Source organism: Bradyrhizobium sp. WSM4873 (assembly GCF_055811355.1).
The window spans coordinates 107,411-128,180 of record NZ_JBVVPS010000006.1 but is presented as its reverse complement, the minus strand read 5'-3'; the positions used below and the strand labels follow the sequence as shown (position 1 = coordinate 128,180).

The 20,770-nt window shown below is 59.2% G+C and carries 12 protein-coding genes, 1 tRNA gene and 1 pseudogene; 11 read left to right on the top strand and 3 right to left on the bottom strand.

Going from position 1 to position 20,770, the window contains the following annotated elements; genetic code table 11:
• Positions 1–17: 17 nt before the first annotated feature.
• The 8 genes from AC0L21_RS11580 (at position 18) to AC0L21_RS11545 (ending at position 16,947) form a co-directional block, all read left to right on the top strand.
• A complete protein-coding gene (locus AC0L21_RS11580; protein ID WP_473261367.1) occupies positions 18–3,521 on the top strand; it encodes a protein NO VEIN domain-containing protein in 3,504 nt (1,167 codons plus the stop codon).
• The gene (locus AC0L21_RS11575) at positions 3,518–4,495 is read left to right on the top strand and encodes a hypothetical protein (protein WP_473261365.1); all 978 of its coding nucleotides are present in this window, start codon (positions 3,518–3,520) and stop codon (positions 4,493–4,495) included. Before AC0L21_RS11580 ends, AC0L21_RS11575 begins: the two co-directional genes overlap by 4 nt.
• Positions 4,492–4,983 carry a hypothetical protein gene (locus AC0L21_RS11570; RefSeq protein WP_473261363.1) on the top strand — a complete coding sequence of 164 codons (492 nt, stop codon included), beginning with the start codon at positions 4,492–4,494 and terminating at the stop codon, positions 4,981–4,983. Before AC0L21_RS11575 ends, AC0L21_RS11570 begins: the two co-directional genes overlap by 4 nt.
• Complete coding sequence (locus AC0L21_RS11565; RefSeq protein ID WP_473261361.1) at positions 4,980–5,501, top strand: hypothetical protein; 522 nt, start codon at positions 4,980–4,982, stop codon at positions 5,499–5,501. Before AC0L21_RS11570 ends, AC0L21_RS11565 begins: the two co-directional genes overlap by 4 nt.
• Positions 5,485–8,406: a DUF1156 domain-containing protein gene (locus AC0L21_RS11560; protein ID WP_473261359.1), complete on the top strand. Its 2,922-nt coding sequence runs from the start codon at positions 5,485–5,487 to the stop codon at positions 8,404–8,406. The genes AC0L21_RS11565 and AC0L21_RS11560 overlap by 17 nt, the downstream gene beginning before the upstream one ends.
• 14 nt (positions 8,407–8,420) lie before the next feature.
• On the top strand, positions 8,421–11,717 hold the full coding sequence (locus AC0L21_RS11555; RefSeq protein ID WP_473261357.1) for a DUF499 domain-containing protein: 3,297 nt from the start codon (positions 8,421–8,423) through the stop codon (positions 11,715–11,717).
• A 105-nt stretch (positions 11,718–11,822) separates the two neighbouring features.
• Positions 11,823–12,869: a hypothetical protein gene (locus AC0L21_RS11550; protein WP_473261355.1), complete on the top strand. Its 1,047-nt coding sequence runs from the start codon at positions 11,823–11,825 to the stop codon at positions 12,867–12,869.
• 1,453 nt (positions 12,870–14,322) lie between these two features.
• Entirely contained in the window at positions 14,323–16,947 is a 2,625-nt protein-coding gene (locus AC0L21_RS11545; protein WP_473261353.1) for a tetratricopeptide repeat protein, read from the top strand.
• Positions 16,948–17,299: 352 nt separating this feature from the next.
• On the opposite strand, the gene AC0L21_RS11540 is transcribed toward AC0L21_RS11545, so the two are convergent.
• Both AC0L21_RS11540 and AC0L21_RS11535 read right to left on the bottom strand, forming a co-directional pair.
• Complete coding sequence (locus tag AC0L21_RS11540; RefSeq protein WP_473261349.1) at positions 17,300–17,449, bottom strand: hypothetical protein; 150 nt, start codon at positions 17,447–17,449, stop codon at positions 17,300–17,302.
• Between the two features lie 68 nt (positions 17,450–17,517).
• Positions 17,518–17,943: pseudogene (locus AC0L21_RS11535) on the bottom strand (transposase); the annotation flags it as partial.
• A gap of 784 nt (positions 17,944–18,727) precedes the next feature.
• Here AC0L21_RS11535 and AC0L21_RS11530 point away from each other — a divergent pair.
• A complete protein-coding gene (locus AC0L21_RS11530) occupies positions 18,728–19,018 on the top strand; it encodes a hypothetical protein (RefSeq protein ID WP_473261347.1) in 291 nt (96 codons plus the stop codon).
• On the opposite strand, the gene AC0L21_RS11525 is transcribed toward AC0L21_RS11530, so the two are convergent.
• Positions 19,019–19,615 (bottom strand): hypothetical protein, encoded by a 597-nt coding sequence (locus AC0L21_RS11525; protein WP_473261345.1) that lies wholly within the window; start codon positions 19,613–19,615, stop codon positions 19,019–19,021. It lies immediately after the preceding gene.
• 734 nt (positions 19,616–20,349) lie between these two features.
• On the opposite strand from AC0L21_RS11525, the gene AC0L21_RS11520 reads away from it, so the two are divergent.
• Positions 20,350–20,420, top strand: a tRNA-Phe gene (locus AC0L21_RS11520).
• Between the two features lie 188 nt (positions 20,421–20,608).
• Complete coding sequence (locus AC0L21_RS11515) at positions 20,609–20,755, top strand: hypothetical protein (RefSeq protein ID WP_473261343.1); 147 nt, start codon at positions 20,609–20,611, stop codon at positions 20,753–20,755.
• The last annotated feature ends 15 nt before the right edge of the window (positions 20,756–20,770 follow it).

Below are 20,770 nucleotides of genomic sequence, written 5' to 3'. Positions count from 1 at the left end.
GTTGAGGGGGATGATCGATGGCGGCGAGGCTCGAAGGCATCAAGAACGGCGCTTCTGTCCGCGGCATAGCGTCGGCACAGCCGGTGCAGGTCGTGTCAGTCGACTGGATCGGCGATCAGGCGATAAACGTCGTCTACCGCGATCATAACGGCACGGTCGCCGAGTCCGTTCTCTACCGGGACGACGAGCATCGCCTGGAAGTCGAGCAGGACGGACGGCCCTGGTCGTTCGACGCCGATGGTGCGCTGTTGCGGTTAGTGACAGAAGCCAATCGCATCAAGCTGGCGCACTATTTCGACCCCTATCTCGCAATCCACACCAGCCTTGTCGATCCGCTGCCGCACCAGATTTCGGCCGTCTATGGCGAGATGCTTCCGCGACAACCGTTGCGCTTCTTGCTCGCGGACGATCCCGGCGCCGGCAAGACGATCATGGCCGGCCTGCTCATCAAGGAACTCATCGCTCGCAGCGATCTCGAGCGTTGCCTTGTGGTCGCCCCGGGCGGCCTGGTCGAACAGTGGCAGGACGAACTCGGCCAGAAGTTCAATCTTGAGTTCGACATCCTCACCCGCGACATGATCGAGACCTCGCGGTCAGGCAATCCCTTCTCCGATCGCGACCGGCTGATCGTCCGCCTCGACGTGCTGGCGCGCAATGAAGAGCTGCAAGACAAACTTATGAGCGCGCGCGAATGGGATCTCATCATCTGCGATGAAGCCCATCGCATGTCGGCGACGTATTTCGGCGGCGAGGTCAAATATACGCGGCGCTATCAGGTCGGCCAGAAGCTCGGTCAGGCTTGCCGGCATCTGCTACTTATGTCGGCGACGCCGCACAACGGCAAGGAAGAGGACTTCCAACTGTTCATGGCGCTTCTCGACGGGGACCGCTTCGAAGGGCGATTCCGGGACGGCGTCCATTATGCCGACACCCAAGACATGATGCGGCGCTTAACCAAGGAGGAGCTGCTCAAATTTGACGGCCGGCCGCTCTTTCCCGAGCGTCGTGCCCGCACCGTTAAGTATCAGCTCTCGGGAGGCGAGGCCACACTCTATGCCGCCGTCACCGAATATGTCCGCACCGAGATGAATCGCGTCCAGCGATTCGCCGAGGGGGACGGCAAGAAGCGCAACAATGTGGGCTTTGCCTTGCAGATCCTCCAACGACGTCTCGCCTCATCGCCGGCCGCCATCTACGAGTCGCTGAAACGCCGCCGCGAGCGTCTGGAGACGGAGCTGGGCGAGGCGCGCCTCGCCGCCAAGGGGCGGCAGGCGGGCATCGGCGAGCCGGCAATCAACCCCGACATACTGCGCAATATCGAGGAGTATGGGCAGGAGGAAATCGACGAGCTCGAGGATCTGATCTCGACGGGCGCGACGACGGCTGAGACGGTCGAGCAGCTCGCGCTTGAGGTCGAGACGCTGAAAGGACTGGAGTCAATGGCGCTCGGCGTGCTGCGTTCTGGCACGGATACAAAGTGGAGCCAGCTCAACCGCATCCTGGACGACGATCTGATGGTCGACGCCGCCGGCAATCGCCGCAAGCTGATTATCTTCACCGAGCCCAAGGACACGCTCTATTACCTGCTCGACAAGGTACGCGCGCGCCTCGGCAACCCCGAGGCGGTGGAGGTAATTCATGGCGGCGTGTCGCGCGAGGAGCGCCGAAAGGTGGTGGAGCGCTTCATGCAGGACAAGGACATGCTGGTACTGATTGCCAACGATGCCGCCGGGGAAGGCGTGAACCTCCAGCGCGGACATCTGATGGTCAACTACGACCTGCCCTGGAACCCCAACAAGATCGAGCAGCGGTTCGGCCGTATCCACCGCATTGGCCAGACGGAGGTCTGTCACTTGTGGAATCTCGTCGCGGCCGACACGCGCGAGGGCGAGGTCTATGGCCGCCTCCTCGAGAAGCTGGAGGCCGCGCGCGAAGCACTGGGCGGCCGCGTCTATGACGTGCTCGGCGAACTGTTCGAGGGCACCGCGCTGAAAGACCTTCTCTTCGAAGCCATCCAGTATGGCGAACAGGAAGATGTGAAGGCACGGCTATTCCAACAGGTCGACGGCGCGGTCGATCAGACGCATCTGCTCGAATTGCTCCAACGGCGCGCGCTCACTAACGACACCATGCCCGAGGCCAGGGTCGAGGAACTGCGGCTCGACATGGAGCGGGCCGAAGCGCTGCGCCTTCAGCCGCATCACATCCAGAGCTTCTTCGTCGAGGCGTTCCAGCAGCTCGGCGGCCGCCTCAGGCGCCGCGAAGAAGGGCGCTGGGAGGTCACTCATGTACCGGTGCGCATCCGCGAGCGCGATCGCCAAATCGGCACCGGCGCGCCGATTCAAAAGCAGTATGAGCGGATCTGTTTCGAGAAGAGCCTGATCAACCAGCAGCCGGTCGCGGCTTTCGTCTGTCCCGGACACCCGCTGCTGGAGGCGGTAATCAGCCTCATCCGCGAGCAGTATGAGCAGATCATGCGCCAAGGCGCGATCCTGGTCGACGAAACTGATCCGGGCGATGCTCTCTCCGCAGTTTTCCTTCTGGAGCATACAGTCCAGGACGGCCGCACGACCAGCGCCGGCAAGCCGCATGTGATCTCGCAGCGGCTCCAGTTCGCCGCTCTCGATAAGGCGGGCAAGGCGGTCAATGCTGGCATTGCGCCGCACCTCAACCTGCGCCCGGCCACGGCGGAGGAGGTCGGCGCCGTCCGTGATCTGCTGGACGAGAAGTGGCTGAGCAGCGAACTGGAAAAAACGGCCATCCGTTTCGCCACGGTCGAGCTGGCGCAGGGGCATGTCGCGGAGGTCAAGGCCCGTCGCCTGCCTGAAATCGAGAAGGTCCAGCAGGAGGTTCGCGCCCGGCTCAAGAAAGAGATCAATTACTGGGACTCGCGGGCCTTTGAGCTGAAGGAGGAGGAGAAGGCCGGCAAGAAGACGCGGCTTAACTGGCAGAATGCCCAGCGCCGGGCCGAGGATCTGGCGGAGCGTCAAAAACGCCGGATGGACCAGCTCGAACGCGAGCGTTTCATCTCGTCGCAGCCGCCGCGCGTGCGGGGCGGCATGGTGGTCGTCCCGCGCGGTCTTCTGGATGCGCGTCGGACACCAAGCGTCCCGAACCATTTCGCGGAGGATCCTGCGGCTCGCCGAGTCATCGAGCTCGCCGCGATGGAAGCGGTCATGGCGGCCGAGCGCGCCTTGGGCCATGCGCCCGTCGACGTTTCCGCCCAGAAGATCGGCTACGACATCGCCTCGCACGATCCCAAGTCAGGTCATCTGCGCTTCATCGAGGTGAAAGGCCGCATCGATGGCGCAGATTCCGTGATGATTACACGGCAGGAAGTCATAACCTCGCTGCATGAGCCCGAGAAGTTCATCCTGGCGGTCGTTTCCGTCACGAACGGGTTCGCCCACGCGCCCCGCTACGTGCGCGGTCCTCTCGTCGAACGCGAGCCATCCTTTCTCGAGACGGCGATTCAGTTCCACCTACCGCGCTTGCTCGAGCGCGGGGAGGCGCCGCGATGAGGATCACCAAAGGACTGATCATCGCCGATCCTTGGATAGGCTACATTCTCGACGGAACCAAAGCCTGGGAAATGCGCTCATCGGGAGCGTCGCACCGCGGCTGGTTCGGTCTGATCCGTAAAGGCACCGGGGCGGTCTATGGCGTTGCGAGGCTAATCGAGGTCGGCGCGCCGCTGGCGCCGTCAGAGATGATTGCCACCTTTACGCATCACCAGATTCCCGAGCACATGATCCGCTCGGGCGAGGTCGCCAAATGGAACACGCCTTGGAAGCTCGTTGATGTGCGCCGGCTCGGCCGCCCAGTTCCTTACCGGCACAAGAGCGGAGCTGTGACCTGGGTCGAGCTGGACGACCAAGCGATCGACGGGGTTGCCAGCCAGTTCGGAGCTGTGGTCTCGACGGCTGACCCAGCAATGGCGATACCCCTGGCGCGCGCTTCGCGCGAGGAGCAGGTCGGCAGCGCCGATACGGTGAAGGTCGATGTTTCCCAGCATGGCCGGAAACTACATATCGACGTTGAACGGGATGATGTGAAGCTGGGCGTTGCCGCGCCGGCCCGGCCGGCCCCGCCGCCGTCCATCTGGGCCGCGCAGCCTCTGACACTTTCGGTCACGGCTGCTGCGCGGACTGCGACCGGGCGCGTGATCGGTGAAGTGGAGATCACCGAAGGAAACATCACGAACAATCACATCTACCTGCGCTCGTTTTTCGACCGCTTCCCGGCCGACGCCATTGGCGGTTCGAACAAGGCGACACGGGCGAAACGGGACCTGACGATCGAATGGGGCGGCGCCGAGCCGGTCCAGACGGACCTTGACGGCCAGAAGAAATTCTTCCGCGCGCGAGGTTGGATCGGCGGTTTCTATCGGTTGCATCGCGCACGGGCCGGGGACCGCGTCATGATCGAGGAGATCGCCGCCTATTGCTATCGCGTCAGCTTGAAGAAGTCCGGATCGCTACGGGAGGTGTGGTGATAGAAATCAAGGATTTCGCCATTCTCGCCCCGGTCCCCCTGGAACATCTTCAGTCCGGCGCCGACATCGCGTGCAAGACCGGCTTTGTCGCTTTCGGCTCTCGCAAGTGGGAGTTGTTCCGCCAGGTCGACGAACTACGGGGCGCCGCAGCTGTCCCGGTCCTCATCTATCCGTCGCATGAAGATATTGCGGTCAAGGTGAGCTTCATCGTGTCTTGGTTCGGTTGGTACATCGGTTGCGAGGAGAGCGGCAGCGGCAGGCATTCGACGGGCATGAGCCATCGTCCCCCTACGACCGGGCAATACGGTTCGGACAATCAGGGGCATTGGGCCGTGTTCTGGCACGTTCGCGATCTGCGCGAGCTGCGGACCGAGCAGCGGCTCCCCATTTCCGCGATCCAGACGGTCAAGGGCGGCTGGCGGAAGAGTGCGCCACCCCGCGGGCCGGAGCTAGTCGCCATGCCATCGACGCTGGACTTGCCGCTATGACCGCGGAGAGCGAGCTGGATGCCGTGATCGCCGGCCCACCGAGCTACTTTCACACGATTCAAGATCGTGCCGCCAAGCGCTGGGATCAGCTCGAGGCTGACCCCGAGCTTGCCGGGCCTTGGCACCAATTGTTCAAGCAGGTGCAGAGCCCACGCCATATCTTGTCCGAGCTGCTTCAGAATGCCGACGACGCAAGCGCCAGCGCCGCGCGTGTATCAATTGAAGATGAGCGGTTCGTTTTCGAACACAACGGCGAGGACTTCATCGAGGCTCATTTCGCATCGATCTGCCGGTTCGGCTATCCGAAAGAGCATTGCCTTAAGCGCGAGCCGCTGCAGATCGAGGCCGACGTCTGGGGTCTGCTTGACCAGAAGCCCGACGCCTACTCATTCGTGCTCGTCGACCCGGCGGGTGAGCCTGTCGAAATGACCGGGGCTCATCTTCGCGCAATGCGCGATGGCGGCGAGATCACCATCCGCCCCGCAACGTACAGGCTGGTTTATGACCTCAACCGATAAGTACAAGAAGAAGCTAATCGAGGTTGCGATCCCGCTCGAGGCGATCAACGCGGCGTCGGGGCGAGAGAAGTCGATCCGGCACGGGCATCCGTCCACGCTGCATCTATGGTGGGCGCGGCGGCCGCTGGCAGCGTGCCGGGCAGTCTTGTTCGCACAGCTCGTCGATGATCCTTCGGGCTACGCGGACAAACTGCTGGAGGACTCGAAGATCCGCGAGCAGGCGGAGGCGGACCTGGTCGTGCGGCTCAAGACGTGGCGAGATCGCAAGCTGGACGTGCAAAGCAATGTGCCTGACACGCCCGAGCCCACGCTGGAGGATTGCGCGGCCGACATCGAGCGAAAGCGGCTGTTCGAGATCATCGAAGAGCTGGTGCTGTGGGAGAACTCGACGAACGAGGAAGTGCTGGAGCGTGCTCGCGCTGAAATCCGACGCAGCTGCGGCGGTGTGCTGCCGCCATTCTATGACCCGTTCTCGGGTGGCGGCTCGATCCCGCTTGAGGCGCAGCGCTTGGGCCTGCCTGCCTATGGGTCTGATCTGAACCCGGTTGCCGTGATGATAGGCAAGGCCATGATCGAGATCCCGCCGAAGTTCAAGGACATGCCTCCCATCCACCCCGGCATTAAGGAGCGGTCGTTCTACCGCAATGCCGAAGGCTTGGCCGAGGATGTGAAATACTACGGTGAGTGGATGCGCGAAAAAGCGTGGGAGCGCATTGGGCATCTTTACCCGCTAGTGGATATGCCTAAGGAGCACGGTGGCGGTAAAGGACGAGTGATCGCCTGGTTCTGGTCACGAACCGTGCCGAGCCCGGACCCGGCTTTTTCTGAGGTTCAAGTCCCCATTGCCTCGAGTTTTCTTCTCTCAGCGAAAGCAGGCAAAGAGACGTGGCTCGAGCCGATCGTTGATAAGGCAGCGAAGTCCGTTTCTTTCCGCATTCGCTATGGCGGTACGAAGGCCGAGATCAGCAAGGCAAACGAAGGCACGAAAGCTGGACGAGCAGTGTTTCGTTGCATTTTCTCCGATGCTGCGATCCCGGGCGAATACATTGATGCACGTGCATCAGAAGGAAAACTCGGCGCTATGCTAATTGCGATCGCGGTTGAGGGGCGCGGGAAGCGAGTATATTTGGCGCCGAACATCGATGACCAGAATACAGCCGTCGATGCTTCGGCCGACCTTGTAAAGTCGGTTGACCTTTCCGCTATTGAAGTGCCATGCCGCGGCACCTTTGCAAGTAATGCACTAGGCAGGCGCTATGGCTTTAACACTTTCCGAGACTACTTTGGGCAACGTCAGCTTGTGGCCTTGAACACTTTCTCAGACTTGGTCGCTGAGGTAGGCAAGAAGGTCAGAGAGGACATATCGCAGGATGGCAGCCTCGATCTGGGCCTTTCGGAAAACTACGCCAATGCGATTTCGACCTTCCTTGCTTTCGCTGTTGATCGTGCCGCGGATGCATGGAGTAGCATTGTCAGTTGGCGCAACACGGTCGAGGCCACCCGGAGCACCTTCGCTCGTCAGGGCATCTCAATGGTTTGGGATTACGTTGAGGTAAATCCCTTTAGCCATAAGAACGGAAACTGGAATGATGCCTGCTTGGAGTGGGTCCATCGTTCGCTCTCTGCGTTTTCTCCGGCTTCCCAGGGCGAAATCAGACAAGCTGACGCCCAGACAGTTGTCCTTCCCCCAAATGCGGTGATTTCAACAGATCCGCCATACTACGATAACATCCTCTATTCCGATCTGTCAGATTTCTTCTATGTTTGGCTTCGCAGGGCCATCGGACATATTTATCCGGAAATCTTTCGGACAATAGTTGTTCCGAAGGCAGAAGAACTCGTAGCAACTGTGTATCGTCACGGCAGTTACGCGGCCGCAGAAGCGTTTTTCCTCGGCGGAATGACTCAAGCTGTGTCCAACATGGCAAAGCAGACTTCCCGTGAGTTTCCAGCGACCATTTACTATGCTTTTAAGCAGAGCGAAGTTGAAACGGACGGAATAGCCTCAACCGGCTGGGCGACCTTTCTTCAGGCTGTGATTAATTCAGGTTACGCCGTGGTAGCAACTTGGCCGGTTCGGACGGAAAAGCCGGGCCGAATGATCGCGGTTGGCACAAATGCTCTTGCCAATTCGGTTGTCCTTGTTTGCCGAAAGAAGGAAGTTACGGCCGAGGTCATCACCCGCGCCGAGTTTATTCGCGCGCTGAAACGCGAACTGCCCCCAGCCATCGCGGAGCTTCAGGCCGCTAACATCGCCCCGGCCGATATGCCGCAATCTGCCATCGGACCCGGCATGGGCGTCTTCTCGCGTTACAAGGCGGTGCTGGAATCAGACGACAGCCCGATGAGCGTGAAGGCCGCGCTCCAGTTGATTAACCGCGAGCTCGACGAGTATCTTGGCGGAATCCAAGGCGAGTTCGACGCCGATACGCGGTTTGCGATCACCTGGTTCGAACAGCACGGCATGACTAAGGGTGACTACGGGTCGGCAGATAACCTGGCCCGCGCGCGAGGCATCTCGGTCGAAAGCGTGAAGCACGCCGGGATCATCGAGAGCGCTGCCGGCAAGGTCCGCATTCTGGCGCGTGACGAATTGGATGACGATTGGGAGCCCGAAGGCGACGGCCACCTGACCGTGTGGGAGTGCCTTCAGCATCTCGTCCGCAAGTACGAGAAGGACGGAATCTCACGTGAGACCGCCGTCCTGCTGAAGAAAATCGACGCCAAGGCCGAGGCCGTGAAGGACCTTGCCTACTGCCTCTACGACATCAGCGCCAACAAGCGGAAAGATGCGAAGGAGGCCACGGCCTACAACGCCCTGATCGCTGACTGGACGGAGCTGACGCGGCAGGCGGCGGCCATCCACGATACGAGCGGGGATCGTCAGATCCGGCTGGAAATCTAAGGGGGAGTGAGACAGTGGCCAAAAGCACCCGTCAATATGTTTTCGAGGGCATGGAGCTGCTGCCCGGCGCCCTCATTCCGTTCGTCGAGAAGCGGCTGGAAAGCTCCCTCAAGGGTCATTGGCAGGTCCAGGTTTTGGAGAAGCTTTCCAGCCTGCGCCCCAACGGCAATGGTGAGGTGGGCTGGGATCAGGCCGCGCTTTTCAACGCGATGGACCGGTTCTGGAGCGAGGCATTCAAGGCCGTCCTCGGCCGCGCTGAGCGGTCGTTGGTGAACGAGCTTGGCGATGTTCGCAACAAGCTCTCGCACAACGAGCCCTTCACCTATGACGACGCCGAGCGTGCGCTCGATTCCATGCGCCGTCTCATGGAGGCGATCAGCTCCGGCGAGACCGCCGATCAGCTCTCGAAAATGCGCGACACCATCTTGCGCACAAAGTTCACTGAGCTGCAGCGCAACGAGGAACGGCGGAAGACGCAGCGTCTGGAAATCTCCGTCGAGACGGTGGCGGGCCTGCTTCCGTGGCGCGAAGTTGTCGAGCCGCACCAGGATGTCGCTACCGGCGAGTTCCAGCAGGCCGAGTTCGCGGCCGATCTGGCCAAGGTGCATTCGGGCAGCGCGCCCGCCGAATATCGCGACCCGCGCCAGTTCTTCAGCCGCACCTATCTGACCGAGGGCCTCAGCGCGCTACTGGTCGGCGCTGCCAAGCGGCTTTCGGGCGGCAGCGGCGATCCGGTTGTCGAACTGCAAACCAACTTTGGCGGCGGCAAGACGCACTCGATGCTGGCCCTCTACCACATGGCAGGGCCGACGCTGGTCCAGGATTTGTCGGGCTTGGATCAGCTGCTCGAGAAGGAAGAACTTAGCGTGCCTAAGGGCATCAACCGCGCTGTGCTGGTGGGCACCTCGCGTGGGCCGCAGGATGTCCTCACTGCCGAGGGTGGCCGCAAGATCCGCACGACCTGGGGCGAACTGGCGTGGCAGCTCGGCGGTGCCGTGGCCTTCGACATGATCGCTGAGAATGACGCCAACGGAATCGCGCCGGGCTCGCATCTGCTCGAGATGATCTTCAAGAAGTATGCGCCGTGCCTGATCTTGATCGACGAGTGGGTCGCCTATCTCCGGCAGATCTATCGGGTCGAGGGGCTGCCGTCGGGCTCGTTTGATGCCAACCTATCGTTCGTCCAATCGCTGACCGAAGCGGTCAAGGCCAGCCCCGGCACCTTGCTCGTCGCATCTTTGCCAGCATCGCAGATCGAGGTCGGCGGCGAAGGCGGCCAGGAGGCGTTGGCGCGCCTCAAGCAAACCTTCAGCCGCGTCGAATCATCATGGCGACCGGCGAGCCAGGAAGAGAGCTATGAGATCGTCCGGCGGCGACTTTTCAAGGAGATTTCCGGGGACAAGTTCCATCACCGGGATAACACGCTGAAGCAGTTCGCCAAGCTTTATCGCGAGAACGCCAACGACTTCCCGCAGGGCTGTGCTGACGAGGACTATCGGCGCAAGCTAGAAAAAGCCTATCCAATCCATCCCGAGCTGTTCGACCAGCTTTACACAAGCTGGGGATCGCTGGAGAAGTTTCAGCGCACACGCGGCGTGCTGCGCCTGATGGCGCAGGTGATCCATGAGCTTTGGATGAACGGCGATCCCTCGGTGATGATCATGCCGGGTAGTGTCGCGGTGAGTTCGTCGCGCGTCGAACCGGAGCTGCTCCACTATCTCGACGTGAGCTGGCAATCCATCATTGCGGGCGATGTCGATGGCATGGCGTCCACGCCTTACAAGATCGACCAGTCGGCGCCTAACCTAAATCGCTACTCAGCTACGAGGCGGGTCGCACGCGCGATCTTCATGGGGACGGCGCCGACGCACCAGCAACACAACAGTGGCCTCGACGACAAGCAGATCAATCTCGGCGTCGTTCAGCCGGGCGAGCGTCCGGCGATCTTCGGCGATGCGCTGCGACGGTTGACCAACCAGGCCAAGTTCATGCATGCCGATCTCGGGCGCTACTGGTACTCGATGTCGGCGAGCCTCAACCGCATCGCGGCTGATAAGGCAGCGCAGATCGAGACGGCGCTTGTCCTGATGACGATCGATAACGAGTTGAGCAAGTATGTGAACAGCCTTGCTGATCGTGGTCACTTCGATGCCGTTCAGGTGGCGCCGGCGTCGTCCGCGGAGGTTCCAGACGAAGCTGGAGGCGTGCGCGCAGTGGTGCTCGGCGTGGCCCGCCCGCACAATGGTCGCGATGGCTCTGAGGCGCTGTTGGAAGCCAAAGACATCCTGATGCAGCGGGGCGGCACTCCGCGTGTCTATCGGAACATGCTGATCTTCATCGCCGCAGACTCGCGCCAGCTCGACAATCTGAAAGATGCGGTACGCGCGTCCCTGGCCTGGGGCGAGATTGTGCGCGACACAGAGCGGCTCAACCTGACGCAGAGCGATAGTGCGCTTGCCAAGGCCAAGCTGGCTGAATCAAACGAGACGATGAAGACACGCCTCAAGGAGGCATGGTGCTATCTCCATTACCCCGCGCAGGAAAGTGCGCAAGCGGATGTCGAATGGGTGTCGGGTAAGATCCCGGCTCAGGACGGGCTGCTGGCACGCGCCAGCAAGAAGCTTGTTGCTGAGGAAGGCTTGCTCACTGAGCTCGGACCGACGCGCCTCGACCGCGATCTTCAGAAATACATCTGGAACGGCAAGCCGCATCTCTCGCTCAAGGACCTGCGAGAGTACTTAAATCGTTACATCTATCTACCGCGCTTGAGGAATCAGGAGGTCTTGATTAGGGCGGTGAAAGCCTCCGTGGGGGCTATGATTCCTGGTCCCTTCGCCTATGCCGAGCGGTGGGACGAAAAGTCGGATATCTATCTGGGGCTCGCCATCGAACGGGCTACCAACGCGGCCGTTGTAATCGACAGCGATAGCATCATCGTCAACTCCGATGTGGCCGAGGCGCATCGGCCGGTGCCTGCTCAGCCAAACGCGACAGCCGGTCTATCGGAAGGCGCAGCAGAAAAGACGCCAGCTGCTGGCGAAAACCTCGGCAATGCAAATCAAACGGACCCCACCGAAAAAAATCCGACGCGGTTCCTGGGCGTTGTGATGATCTCGGCAGACCGGCCGGCGAGGGATATCCATCAGATCGTCGAAGCGATCGTGGAGCAGCTCACGACGCTACCGGGCAGCCAAGTGAAGCTCAGGCTTGAAATCGAGGCCGATGTCCCGTCTGGACTTGACCGGGCCAAGGTCCGGACTTTGATCGAGAATGCAAACACGCTCGGCTTCATCGAAAAGGCGGTGGAATAGCCTAATGAATAACCAATGACTCGTACGCCCGGCTGAGAAGCTTGATGCTAGGCCAGCGACCGTTGAGCACAAATCCGGCAGGATGCGCTGTGACGGCAACTGGTCGTGGACGGCGTTGTGCTCATAATCATTCTCGTCGGATTAGGCGTGTATCTCTTGATCGGCGCTGTTGCGGTCGCGCTCGGGCCATTCGCGAATGACCTAAAGAACGAAGTTGGAGCCTTGGCCGTTCGACCAGACGTTCCGTTCTGGAGGATACTGAGCCTTATCGCGCGCCGCGGAACGACAATAGCGGTCACTTGGCCATTCTGCGCCGCGTCGGCAAAGAGTGTCGACTTCGTTTTGGATAAGGTCTTGAGTATAGGATTTGACGCTGCCCAGCAGCAAGCAGCGCCAAATGCGGCCTCCAGCGAGACTGTCAGCGCTGCATCGCAGAATGAGCGCGCGTTGGCGTCGATTAGGGATTCTGAACTGTCCGATGCTCCCGGCGAGAGCATGAAGAATTTGGTATCGGCTGCCGAACGTGGTGACGGACCGGCGCAGTTGCTGCTCGGAAAAATGTATCTGGAGGAGCGGTTGCCCGCCGGTTCGCTACGACTTGCCGTTTATTGGCTCAGAAAGGCCAGTACCAACGGCTTGGAAGAGGCTGATGAACTCCTGCGACGCACTCGAATTGAGATCGCGGGTAAGGAATTTAGTTCGCAGATCAGGGATACCGGTGAAGAGGGCGTTCAACTCGTAGATCGCGGAAGAGATTTTTCTCGCGGATCGTGGCGGACTTTCGAGACGGAGGTTAGCCGGCACAAGCGAGGCCCAAGTTTTGCGCCAGCCGACGGCGAACCAATCGACAAGCTGGATTTTCGTCTCCTGATTAAGGGCATAAGCAAAGGGTCTCATTGTCTTGCAAGAGCCCGGGAAAGAGTACCGCTCGCCGAAAGGGCAGATGGTGATCAGGTTAGGGGACGCGCTTACAGCCTGGCCGCGCGACGGCAATGGACAGCTCACGATTCCGACCGGGGCATGTCGAGTCTTATCGACGGTTCCGATCCACTTTTCGAACATCGGCGCGCTGTCTTTATCCGTGGCCTGCGCATGGGCATCGATGGGGCCGATCCAGATGAGATCGTCGAACGCATCAAGACCTTCCTCTGAACGACGTTTGATCGCTGCTTGCTTGCAACTGAAGTATGCGATCGATGTGACCTATACCGAAAACCTCCTCGCGTTGCCGCTTGGAAGATATTGATTTTCATGACCCCAGAAAGCGAGCAGAAGTTATACGGAAAACACTCTATTTCCGTATGGTCTATTTACGGTGACGAATGTCCGAGGCGAGGGCGCGTCATGAAGCGGGTCTTATGGGCGATCGCGGCCCGCTCCGGGTGGCAGGTAATCGGGATTTATGAACATTCCGGCGCAAACGAGCGCAGCCGCCGGATTGATCGACTTGATGCCACGGACCGCAAGCTTAACATGATTGCCGCGTGTCGATAGATAGACGCGGCCTGCAAGCCGATTTGCAGGCACTCGTGTGCGATCTCTCTCTGCACCAAGCAGGCGCTTGACACCAGTACGCAGTCGGGTTGGGCAATGTTTCAAATGTGTGGGTCATCGCGGAATTTGAGCGCGGTATAATCCGGAAGGGTGAACGGCGGTCTTGAGCGAGCTAAGAAGCGCGGCGTGAACTTGCCTGGGGGTCCGGTCCAGATGTCCGTTGATGTGCGCATACGCGACCTTTGGGCCGAAGGAATGGGAATCCTCGAAATCGGCCGGACGCTCGGGATCGGAAACTCGGTTGTGCACGGGTGCTGGCCCAGGCTGAGCCGAGAGAGCTTGGGCAGCGGGCAATAGCGGAGCCTGTTAAGTCGGGGCGTTGCAACCCAGAGAGCGGCCCCTAGCGGAGGTGAACCGAAGGCACTCGAGCTTTGGTCGCTTGCCAGCCAGATCAGCCGTGAGAAGCGCCGGTCGCCCCTCGCCAAAGGGCTGGCTGCGGCAGGCGATCAAGTGGCACATGACGGTACGGCGAGTGTGGGGGCCCCTGGTACAATCATCCGTCCGAAGATTGAACGAACCCAGCCCTTTGCCGGGGCCGCCCAGCTGACCCAGCTCGACACTGCAGCCTTGCGCGAAGTGGCTACCGAAATGCGGGTCGGCGTTATCGCGGTTGTCGGAACGTGACGCTTTCCAAGGCCATCGAAAGGTTTTGGGAGACCCGCTGTCCGGCAGCGGACAATAAGGGCAGGACGTGCAACGCTGCTTGGCAACGTTCGACGCCCCCGTACCGGGACGCCTTGGATCGCCTTCCGGACCGCTTCGATGTGCGTCTCAAGACCATGGACTCCGAGGCGAACAGAAGGCCAGCCAAGGAAGTCCCGCAGGACGACCCCGGATCCTTGAAAATGCTAATTCTTGAGCAAGCTCCACCGTCGAATGACAAAGCGAAGCTTGCTCGCTCTGATTTAATGGCCTTGCGCGTTCATCGAGAATGAATGCTGGGCAACAAGCCGCTTAGCCTTGGTACATGGTAGACGGCGTAGCAGTACGACCGCGACCATCTTGCCTACTTCTTTCATGCATGTCAGAGTTGTGCCTAGGGAAGGGTGTTATGAACGCAGGACGATGTTTCGGCCGCGTATTCGCGGCAACGCTATTTTTGTTGTTTTTTGTCGGAGGGGTCTGTTCATCGCGGGCTGACGAGGTGCCCGCCCGGCCCGACGACCCGATCGACCGAGCTGCCTATGATGCGCTCGACCGCAATTGCGCACGCTGCCATCAGGTTGGTAAGCTGGATACCGGCAAGGCGAAGAACGGACCAAAGAAGGGCTTTGGTTTTGTACTCGACCTGGATCAGTTGTCGCGGACACTCAACAAAGTAGTCCCGGGCAAGCCGGATCAATCCGATCTGCTCAAACGTGCAAAAGCAGAATGCGGCGACGACGGCAAGATGCCGGATGATTGCCTCGACACGAAGACCGGCACGGATCTCACAAAGCAGGAAATACGTGCGATCGAGGAATGGATCAGGAGCCGGGCAGGAGCAACTATAGCAAAATGCGACGCTAACCATTTGATATCCAATGGACAGCTCGCTGAGCTGCTCCTCCGAGATCTCGAGGGCCTTCAAAGTACCCGCCGTCGTGATACTCGGTACCTCAGCCTGGTCAATTTTTACAACCTTTGTGCGAGCGACGCCGATCTTGAGGCAATTCGCCAAGCATCGGCTAAGTTATTGAACAGCCTAAGTCGTTCGCCTGACGTGGTCAGGCCGGACGTCATGGGTCCCGACAAAACCATTCTGAGATTCAATCTTGCAGACCTTGGATGGAGTTCTGTCGAGTGGGACACGATCGCTAGAAGCTATCCCTATCGCAATCGCCCGGACTCGCCGGCTGTGAAGGGTGTTGAGAGTGCAACCGGCACTGCACTCCCACTCGTACGTGCCGACTGGTTTGCGGAGAATGCCTCTAGGCCACCTCTGTACGATCGCCTATTGCAGCTTCCTGCAACGTTTAAGGAGCTTCAAAAGAAGTTCGCGCTCGACGTCGATCAGGACATTAGAAGTCTGAATGTCCTTAGAGCAGGGTTCCAGCGATCCGGCGTGAGCGTGAACAATCGCTTAATTGAGCGCCATCGGATTTCTTCAGGATATTTTTGGACCTCGTATGACTTCGCAACCACTCAGGGCCGTAAGAGCCTCTTCACATTCCCTCTAGGTCCTGGCGGGGATGCTGGCTTTCAGCATGATGGTGGCGAAACCATCTTCAGCCTGCCGAACGGATTTCAAGCCTATTACCTAAATAAGGCCGACGGGACTCAGCTCGCACAAGCTCCAACGACCATCGTTCGGGATCCGGACAGGAAAGACGGCACCGTCACCAACGGTATCTCTTGTATGGGCTGCCACGACAAGGGGATTAAGGAAAAGGCAGACGAAATCGGGCCATTCGTGTCATCTAGTCGTACGTTCAGCAAACAGGTCCGCGACACTGTTGCTGCGATCTATCCTCCCGAAGATCGTATGACGCAGCAGCTCAAGCGCGACATGGAGCGTTTTCTGAGTGCTGAGCGACTGGCAGGACTGAATCCTGATCTGAAGCTCGACTTCGTCGAATTGATTAACGGTTTGGCCAGACGTTACGAAAGCGACGTCGACGCGCGTCTCGCTGCCGCTGAGCTCGGCTTGAGCCAAACAAAATTCGATAACGCTATTGACCAAGCTAAAGACGATGTGCGCCTCGTCGCGCGTAGGTTGCAGCGCAGCGTTCTTCACCGCGATGAGTTCGAAAGCGTCTTCGCAAGCCTCGCAGCGGGTCTGGCCGATGAAGAAAGTATTTTGGATCCGGCGGCTTTTGTCCGGAAGGGGGATGCTATCTTTGAGAGCAATCCGGCCGCAGCATTCGCCGAGTACGACCGAGCAGTTCGAATAGACCCCACTAATGCCGAGGCGCTTACAGGAAGAGGGCGAGCTACGCTTCGAAAAAGCTCGACATCAAGCGACACCGATGCGGCATTTAGTGATTGCAATCGCGCCATCGAAATCGATCCTACCATTGCAATGGCTTACAATTGTCGAGGTGTTGCGTTAGGCGCAAAGAAGCAGCCTGACAGAGCTGTACCCGACTTCGAGAGGGCAATCGCGCTCGCTCCCCAAATCAGCCTTCCGCACAGAAACAAGGCCTACTATCTCCAGTCGCAGGGGAAAGATGACGTGGCGATCTTAGAGTATAATGAGGCAATCAGGCTCAATCCACGTGACGGCATCAGTTGGGCGCTTCGCGGACAACTTTATTTTCAGTTGACCAAATTCGAGTTGGCTCTTCCCGATCTGAGCGAAGCCATTAGATTGGACCCCTCCAACTGGCTATTGTTTAGCAAGCGTGGCATCATCCAATATCGAAATAAGGACTTTGATCGTGCTTTCTCCGATTTCTCAGAGGCGATCCGTCTGAACCCTAGCAACTACGCCAACTATTTTAATCGGGCTCTAGTCTACGAAGAAAAAAATCAGCCCTCGAATGCTATCCAAGAATATTCACAGGCTATCAAAGCCAACCCGCGCCTCGCGTCAGCCTTTGCAGGTCGGGGCGCAATGCAGCAGACATTGCGCAATCATGAGGCGGCGATTGCCGATTATAAGTCGGCGCTCGCAATTGATCCCTCAGAACAGCGCGCTCGGCAGGGGCTTCGGTCGTTAGAGTGGCAACCACCTCCGATTGAGCGTGTTCGATAATTACATGGTGGGTGCACTATCGCGACTCAGCCTGCGATTATCCACAAAATGCCTCTAAAACGCGCCCGGTCTTTTTTGAATAGATGACGGTCAGACGCGACAGTCTTACGTCCGCTGTCATGGTGCAATCTTCCCTGCAGGCGATACGAGCGTTTGGAAGGCTCATTTTCTGTATCTCAGCGACTGGTTGTCCAACATATAGACGAACGTCCCGTGTTGTGCATGAACCTAGGTCGCGTAGTGAGGACTGAGATGTCGCAGCCACAGGCGTGAGGACATACAGAGCTGCTAAGGCCCTAAGGATCTTCAACGTTGTATCTCCCGACTGCTCAGGTGATCCCATACCGCCCATCTATTTAGCCATGAACAGCAGGAAAAGCGCGTAGCCGAACAAGAAAAAGATTACACACCAAGCTAAGGGCTTGAGCCATTTCGGCTGCTTTGGCTGCGGGCGCTGGCCGGTCATGAATTCGTGCAAATAGTTTCGCCCGTCTTCGTTCACGATCGGGTCCCCTAGCGTTGGTGTAGCTGGCGGCGGTTCACTGCGTTCACCGGCACGATGCGGGCAGGTCAGCTGGCGATAGCCGGAAGGCTGACGGTTGGATCATCGCTTAAGGGCGGAATGGTTTCCAGTGTCATGTAACGGGCACGCTGGACAACCCATTCATCTTTTCTGTTCGAGCAGTATCGCGCCGATGAGGCGGACGATAGCGCCTTCGTGGGGGAGGATGCCGGCCACCTAGGGCAGCGCTTGATCTTGCCGTTGAGGGGCTCGATCGCTCGATCGGGCTGGTCGAGCGCAGCTTCGTCCGATGTTGTGGCGCTAAGGTGTGGGAGAGCATGTCGGTCTCCGCTTCGTCGAGTGGCCGGTGAGATTCGGCAGCTTGGGCGAAGCTGGTCGACAACCTTCCGCCACTGCGCTCGCGGGGCCTCGGCATCATCCTGCACGAACGCGGTAGCAATGAAGGCGGAGACGACGCATCGCCCCCTTTCACCGGGACCCGTTTTGCCGCTTCCGCTTGTCCAATATCGCGGCGCCTACAGTCACGTTCGGTTCGCAATTTGCTACCCAACTGGGTGGGGGAATGAAAACGGGCAAGGACGAACGGCTGCTGAGCTCCAATATCGGAAGCCTGCGTCCGCCAGTTTGAATGGCGGGTGAAGCGCAAGGCCGAGCGTGAAGAGGAGCTGCGGCACCGTCAGCTCGAACTCGAGAGGCAGGAGCGGGAGTGCAGCAGCTCAGAGCGCCAGCAAAGGCTCGAGCAGGCGCGCATTGACCGCCTCCTAGACGAGGCCGCGACGCTGCGGCGGGCCACCGAGATCCGCATGCGGTCAAACAAGCGAAAGGGCGGATTGGTGCGCCCACGGAGAAGGTCGAGCGCTGGGCGCAGTGGGCCCTTGCCGGAGCCGATCGCCAGGGAAAAGCTACGGTCAGGCGTCTCAAGAAACCGGCCGTTCCTGACTGGAGCGATGCGGGTTCGGAGGACGGATTTCATCGAAGCGAGAACGACAGTGACGAATAGTCGTGGGGTAAAATGTGGGGCTTCGTGCATCGCGATCGAAATAGTATTATATAATCAAGTGATTATGTGGTTTCGCGGCGGACACCCCTATAGCTGGATTGCCTGCCGATCGGGATCTCCTTTTCGCAGGTAGGTAGTGTCCGAATAGGTCATTTGGGATTTCAAAGTAGGCCACCGAATAATCCCGTAGTTGTACTGACTCCAACTACCATTGCGCGAACCTATCTCTGGACTCCATCAGAATGGAGGTAGGGAATATGTCCCGAGTTACCGAGGCTGAAGTTGCCGAAGCTGCCATCAAGGTTCTCACTGATCGACCGTCAGGTCGTGCGACTATCAAAGAGTTAGTTGAAGAAATTCCGAACTACCTGACGCTATCTGCCGAAGACCTCGCGCCGTCACCAACGCGGCCGGGTGAAGCGTTGTGGGAACAGCAGGTGCGCAACATCACCTCGCATAAAGCATCGCCCGGAAACGCAATCTTCGAAGGCCAGCTGGTTGCCATCCCGGGCGGCCTTGCGCTGCCTGGGCACGAGGTTGCCGCGTAGCTAAGCGAACCTAGCTTTGTAACCGGGCTTGAACCACTTCAATTCGGTTTGGCCTGGCGCATCTTTGTCCCAAACAAACCAAGCATAGGCGGTTGTCCCGCTCCCTTTCGGCTCGACACCGCTTGGGTAAAACGTGATGCGTTCGCTGAAAACCCAAACGCGGGCGGGTGGTATCTTTGCGAAGATCGTATTCGCCCTATTCGCACCTTCTAGGAATGCTAAACGCAAGAGCAGGGCAAACTTTCGATTTGAATGCTTGACGCCGCTCGCCACAAAACCCTCAGCGCAATTGTAAGGTGGGTTCGTTACGATGTTATCGGCAGACGATCGCGGTGTCAGGAAATCAATTCCAGCATCGCCAAAGCCGCGCTCATAAAGGTCCGAGCTGCGAACCGGTTGGCCAGTCTCGGCAAGAACGCGCGACATCGTTCCATCGCCGCAGGCGCTCTCCCAAATCTCTCCATTGAACTTTTCGTTGTCGATCAGCGCGAATGTTGCCCAACGAGGAGTTGGGAAAAAATCCGGTCCATTCAGGTCGGCAAACCGCTTCATGGTTGGCTTGAAGCCGCCGTTCAAGTTGTAGGTAGCGTCTGACATTGCGAATCTCCGTTACCTAAAAAAGTAACAGAATCAGCAACTTATGAAAGAACTATTAAGTGGGTGAGTCGAGAAGACTCACCCCTGCTTGCCTCCCTGAATTACCACCAACTTCCGGCGCCGATCTGGCGGGGTGTCGGTGGGTGGCGCAGGGGCAACGGCGAGCGCAGCGTCCGCAAGCTGCGCAATTGTCCACCTCAGCTCAGCGAACCCTAGCGCCTTCGCTGGCGTCGTGCGGAGGGCTTCATGGTGCGCAATGCACAGCGCGACGTGGTTAGGAGCCGAACAGGCCACTCTTTGGTGGTGCTTTTTGTGCTTTCCTTGGTCGCAAAGGTGCATCCGCGCGGCTCGCGAGTCGCTCCCGCAGGCTTGTCGGCTTGTAGAAGGAAAGCAGAGCCTGACCGCGGTCATCAGTGCTGGTTGTTGACCGCGGCAAGGTCCGCCGTTCGCATCCAGGTATAACCATCTGTACTCCGGCGGCTGTGCGCTCGACTTCAGACATTTTGCTCCCTTTCGACCTCGTTATCTGGAAGTAGAACCTGATCTCCAACGCCCGTTCCGCCGCCTACCGCTTGTTTACTATCATCGGCGTTGAGGGTGCTCGAAGCGGCCACGTTCAATCTTGCTACCTAAATTGCTACCCAACTAGATAGCACCAACGAAAACGGGCAGGGACGAACAGATATCTCCTCCCCAACATTCGCGCCGAATTAGCAAATGCCTGAGGTGGCAAGGTACTAGCTGGTATGAAAGTTCGAGAACTGCAAAACCGTTTACTCGGGTTCGAGTCCCGACGTGGCCTCCATCACAAGCTCCTGATATCTCAGTAATATTCGATCGCATCGCGGCTGCCATCGGCCCGCGCGGGCGATACGCGCTGTCCGTGCACACCGGGTTTGCCCGGGGCCCGGCGGAAACCCGCCATTCAGCCCGCTGGCATAGTCTTCGCATCTGCGAAGTGATGCATCCCAACGATCGAGCGCTGGAGAGCACGTGAGCGAAATCGTCCGATTTGTCCCGAAATCCGAGCTGGAGCGGGCCCGCCTCATTCGCGAGGCCCGCGCGATCTATGACAGCATCTTTCCGCCGGCCGCACCCGGCCAGGCGCCACAGGACGGCGGTGAGCGCGTCAAGACCTGATCGCGGGGCACGCCG

Excerpts from the sequence above, each read along its gene's own strand:
- AC0L21_RS11580 (WP_473261367.1), top strand. The coding sequence starts at position 18 with ATGGCGGCGAGGCTCGAAGGCATCAAGAACGGCGCTTCTGTCCGCGGC.
- AC0L21_RS11575 (WP_473261365.1), top strand. The coding sequence starts at position 3,518 with ATGAGGATCACCAAAGGACTGATCATCGCCGATCCTTGGATAGGCTAC.
- AC0L21_RS11565 (WP_473261361.1), top strand. The coding sequence starts at position 4,980 with ATGACCGCGGAGAGCGAGCTGGATGCCGTGATCGCCGGCCCACCGAGC.
- AC0L21_RS11560 (WP_473261359.1), top strand. The coding sequence starts at position 5,485 with ATGACCTCAACCGATAAGTACAAGAAGAAGCTAATCGAGGTTGCGATC.
- AC0L21_RS11545 (WP_473261353.1), top strand. The coding sequence starts at position 14,323 with ATGAACGCAGGACGATGTTTCGGCCGCGTATTCGCGGCAACGCTATTT.
- AC0L21_RS11530 (WP_473261347.1), top strand. The coding sequence starts at position 18,728 with ATGTCCCGAGTTACCGAGGCTGAAGTTGCCGAAGCTGCCATCAAGGTT.
- AC0L21_RS11525 (WP_473261345.1), bottom strand. The coding sequence starts at position 19,615 with ATGTCAGACGCTACCTACAACTTGAACGGCGGCTTCAAGCCAACCATG.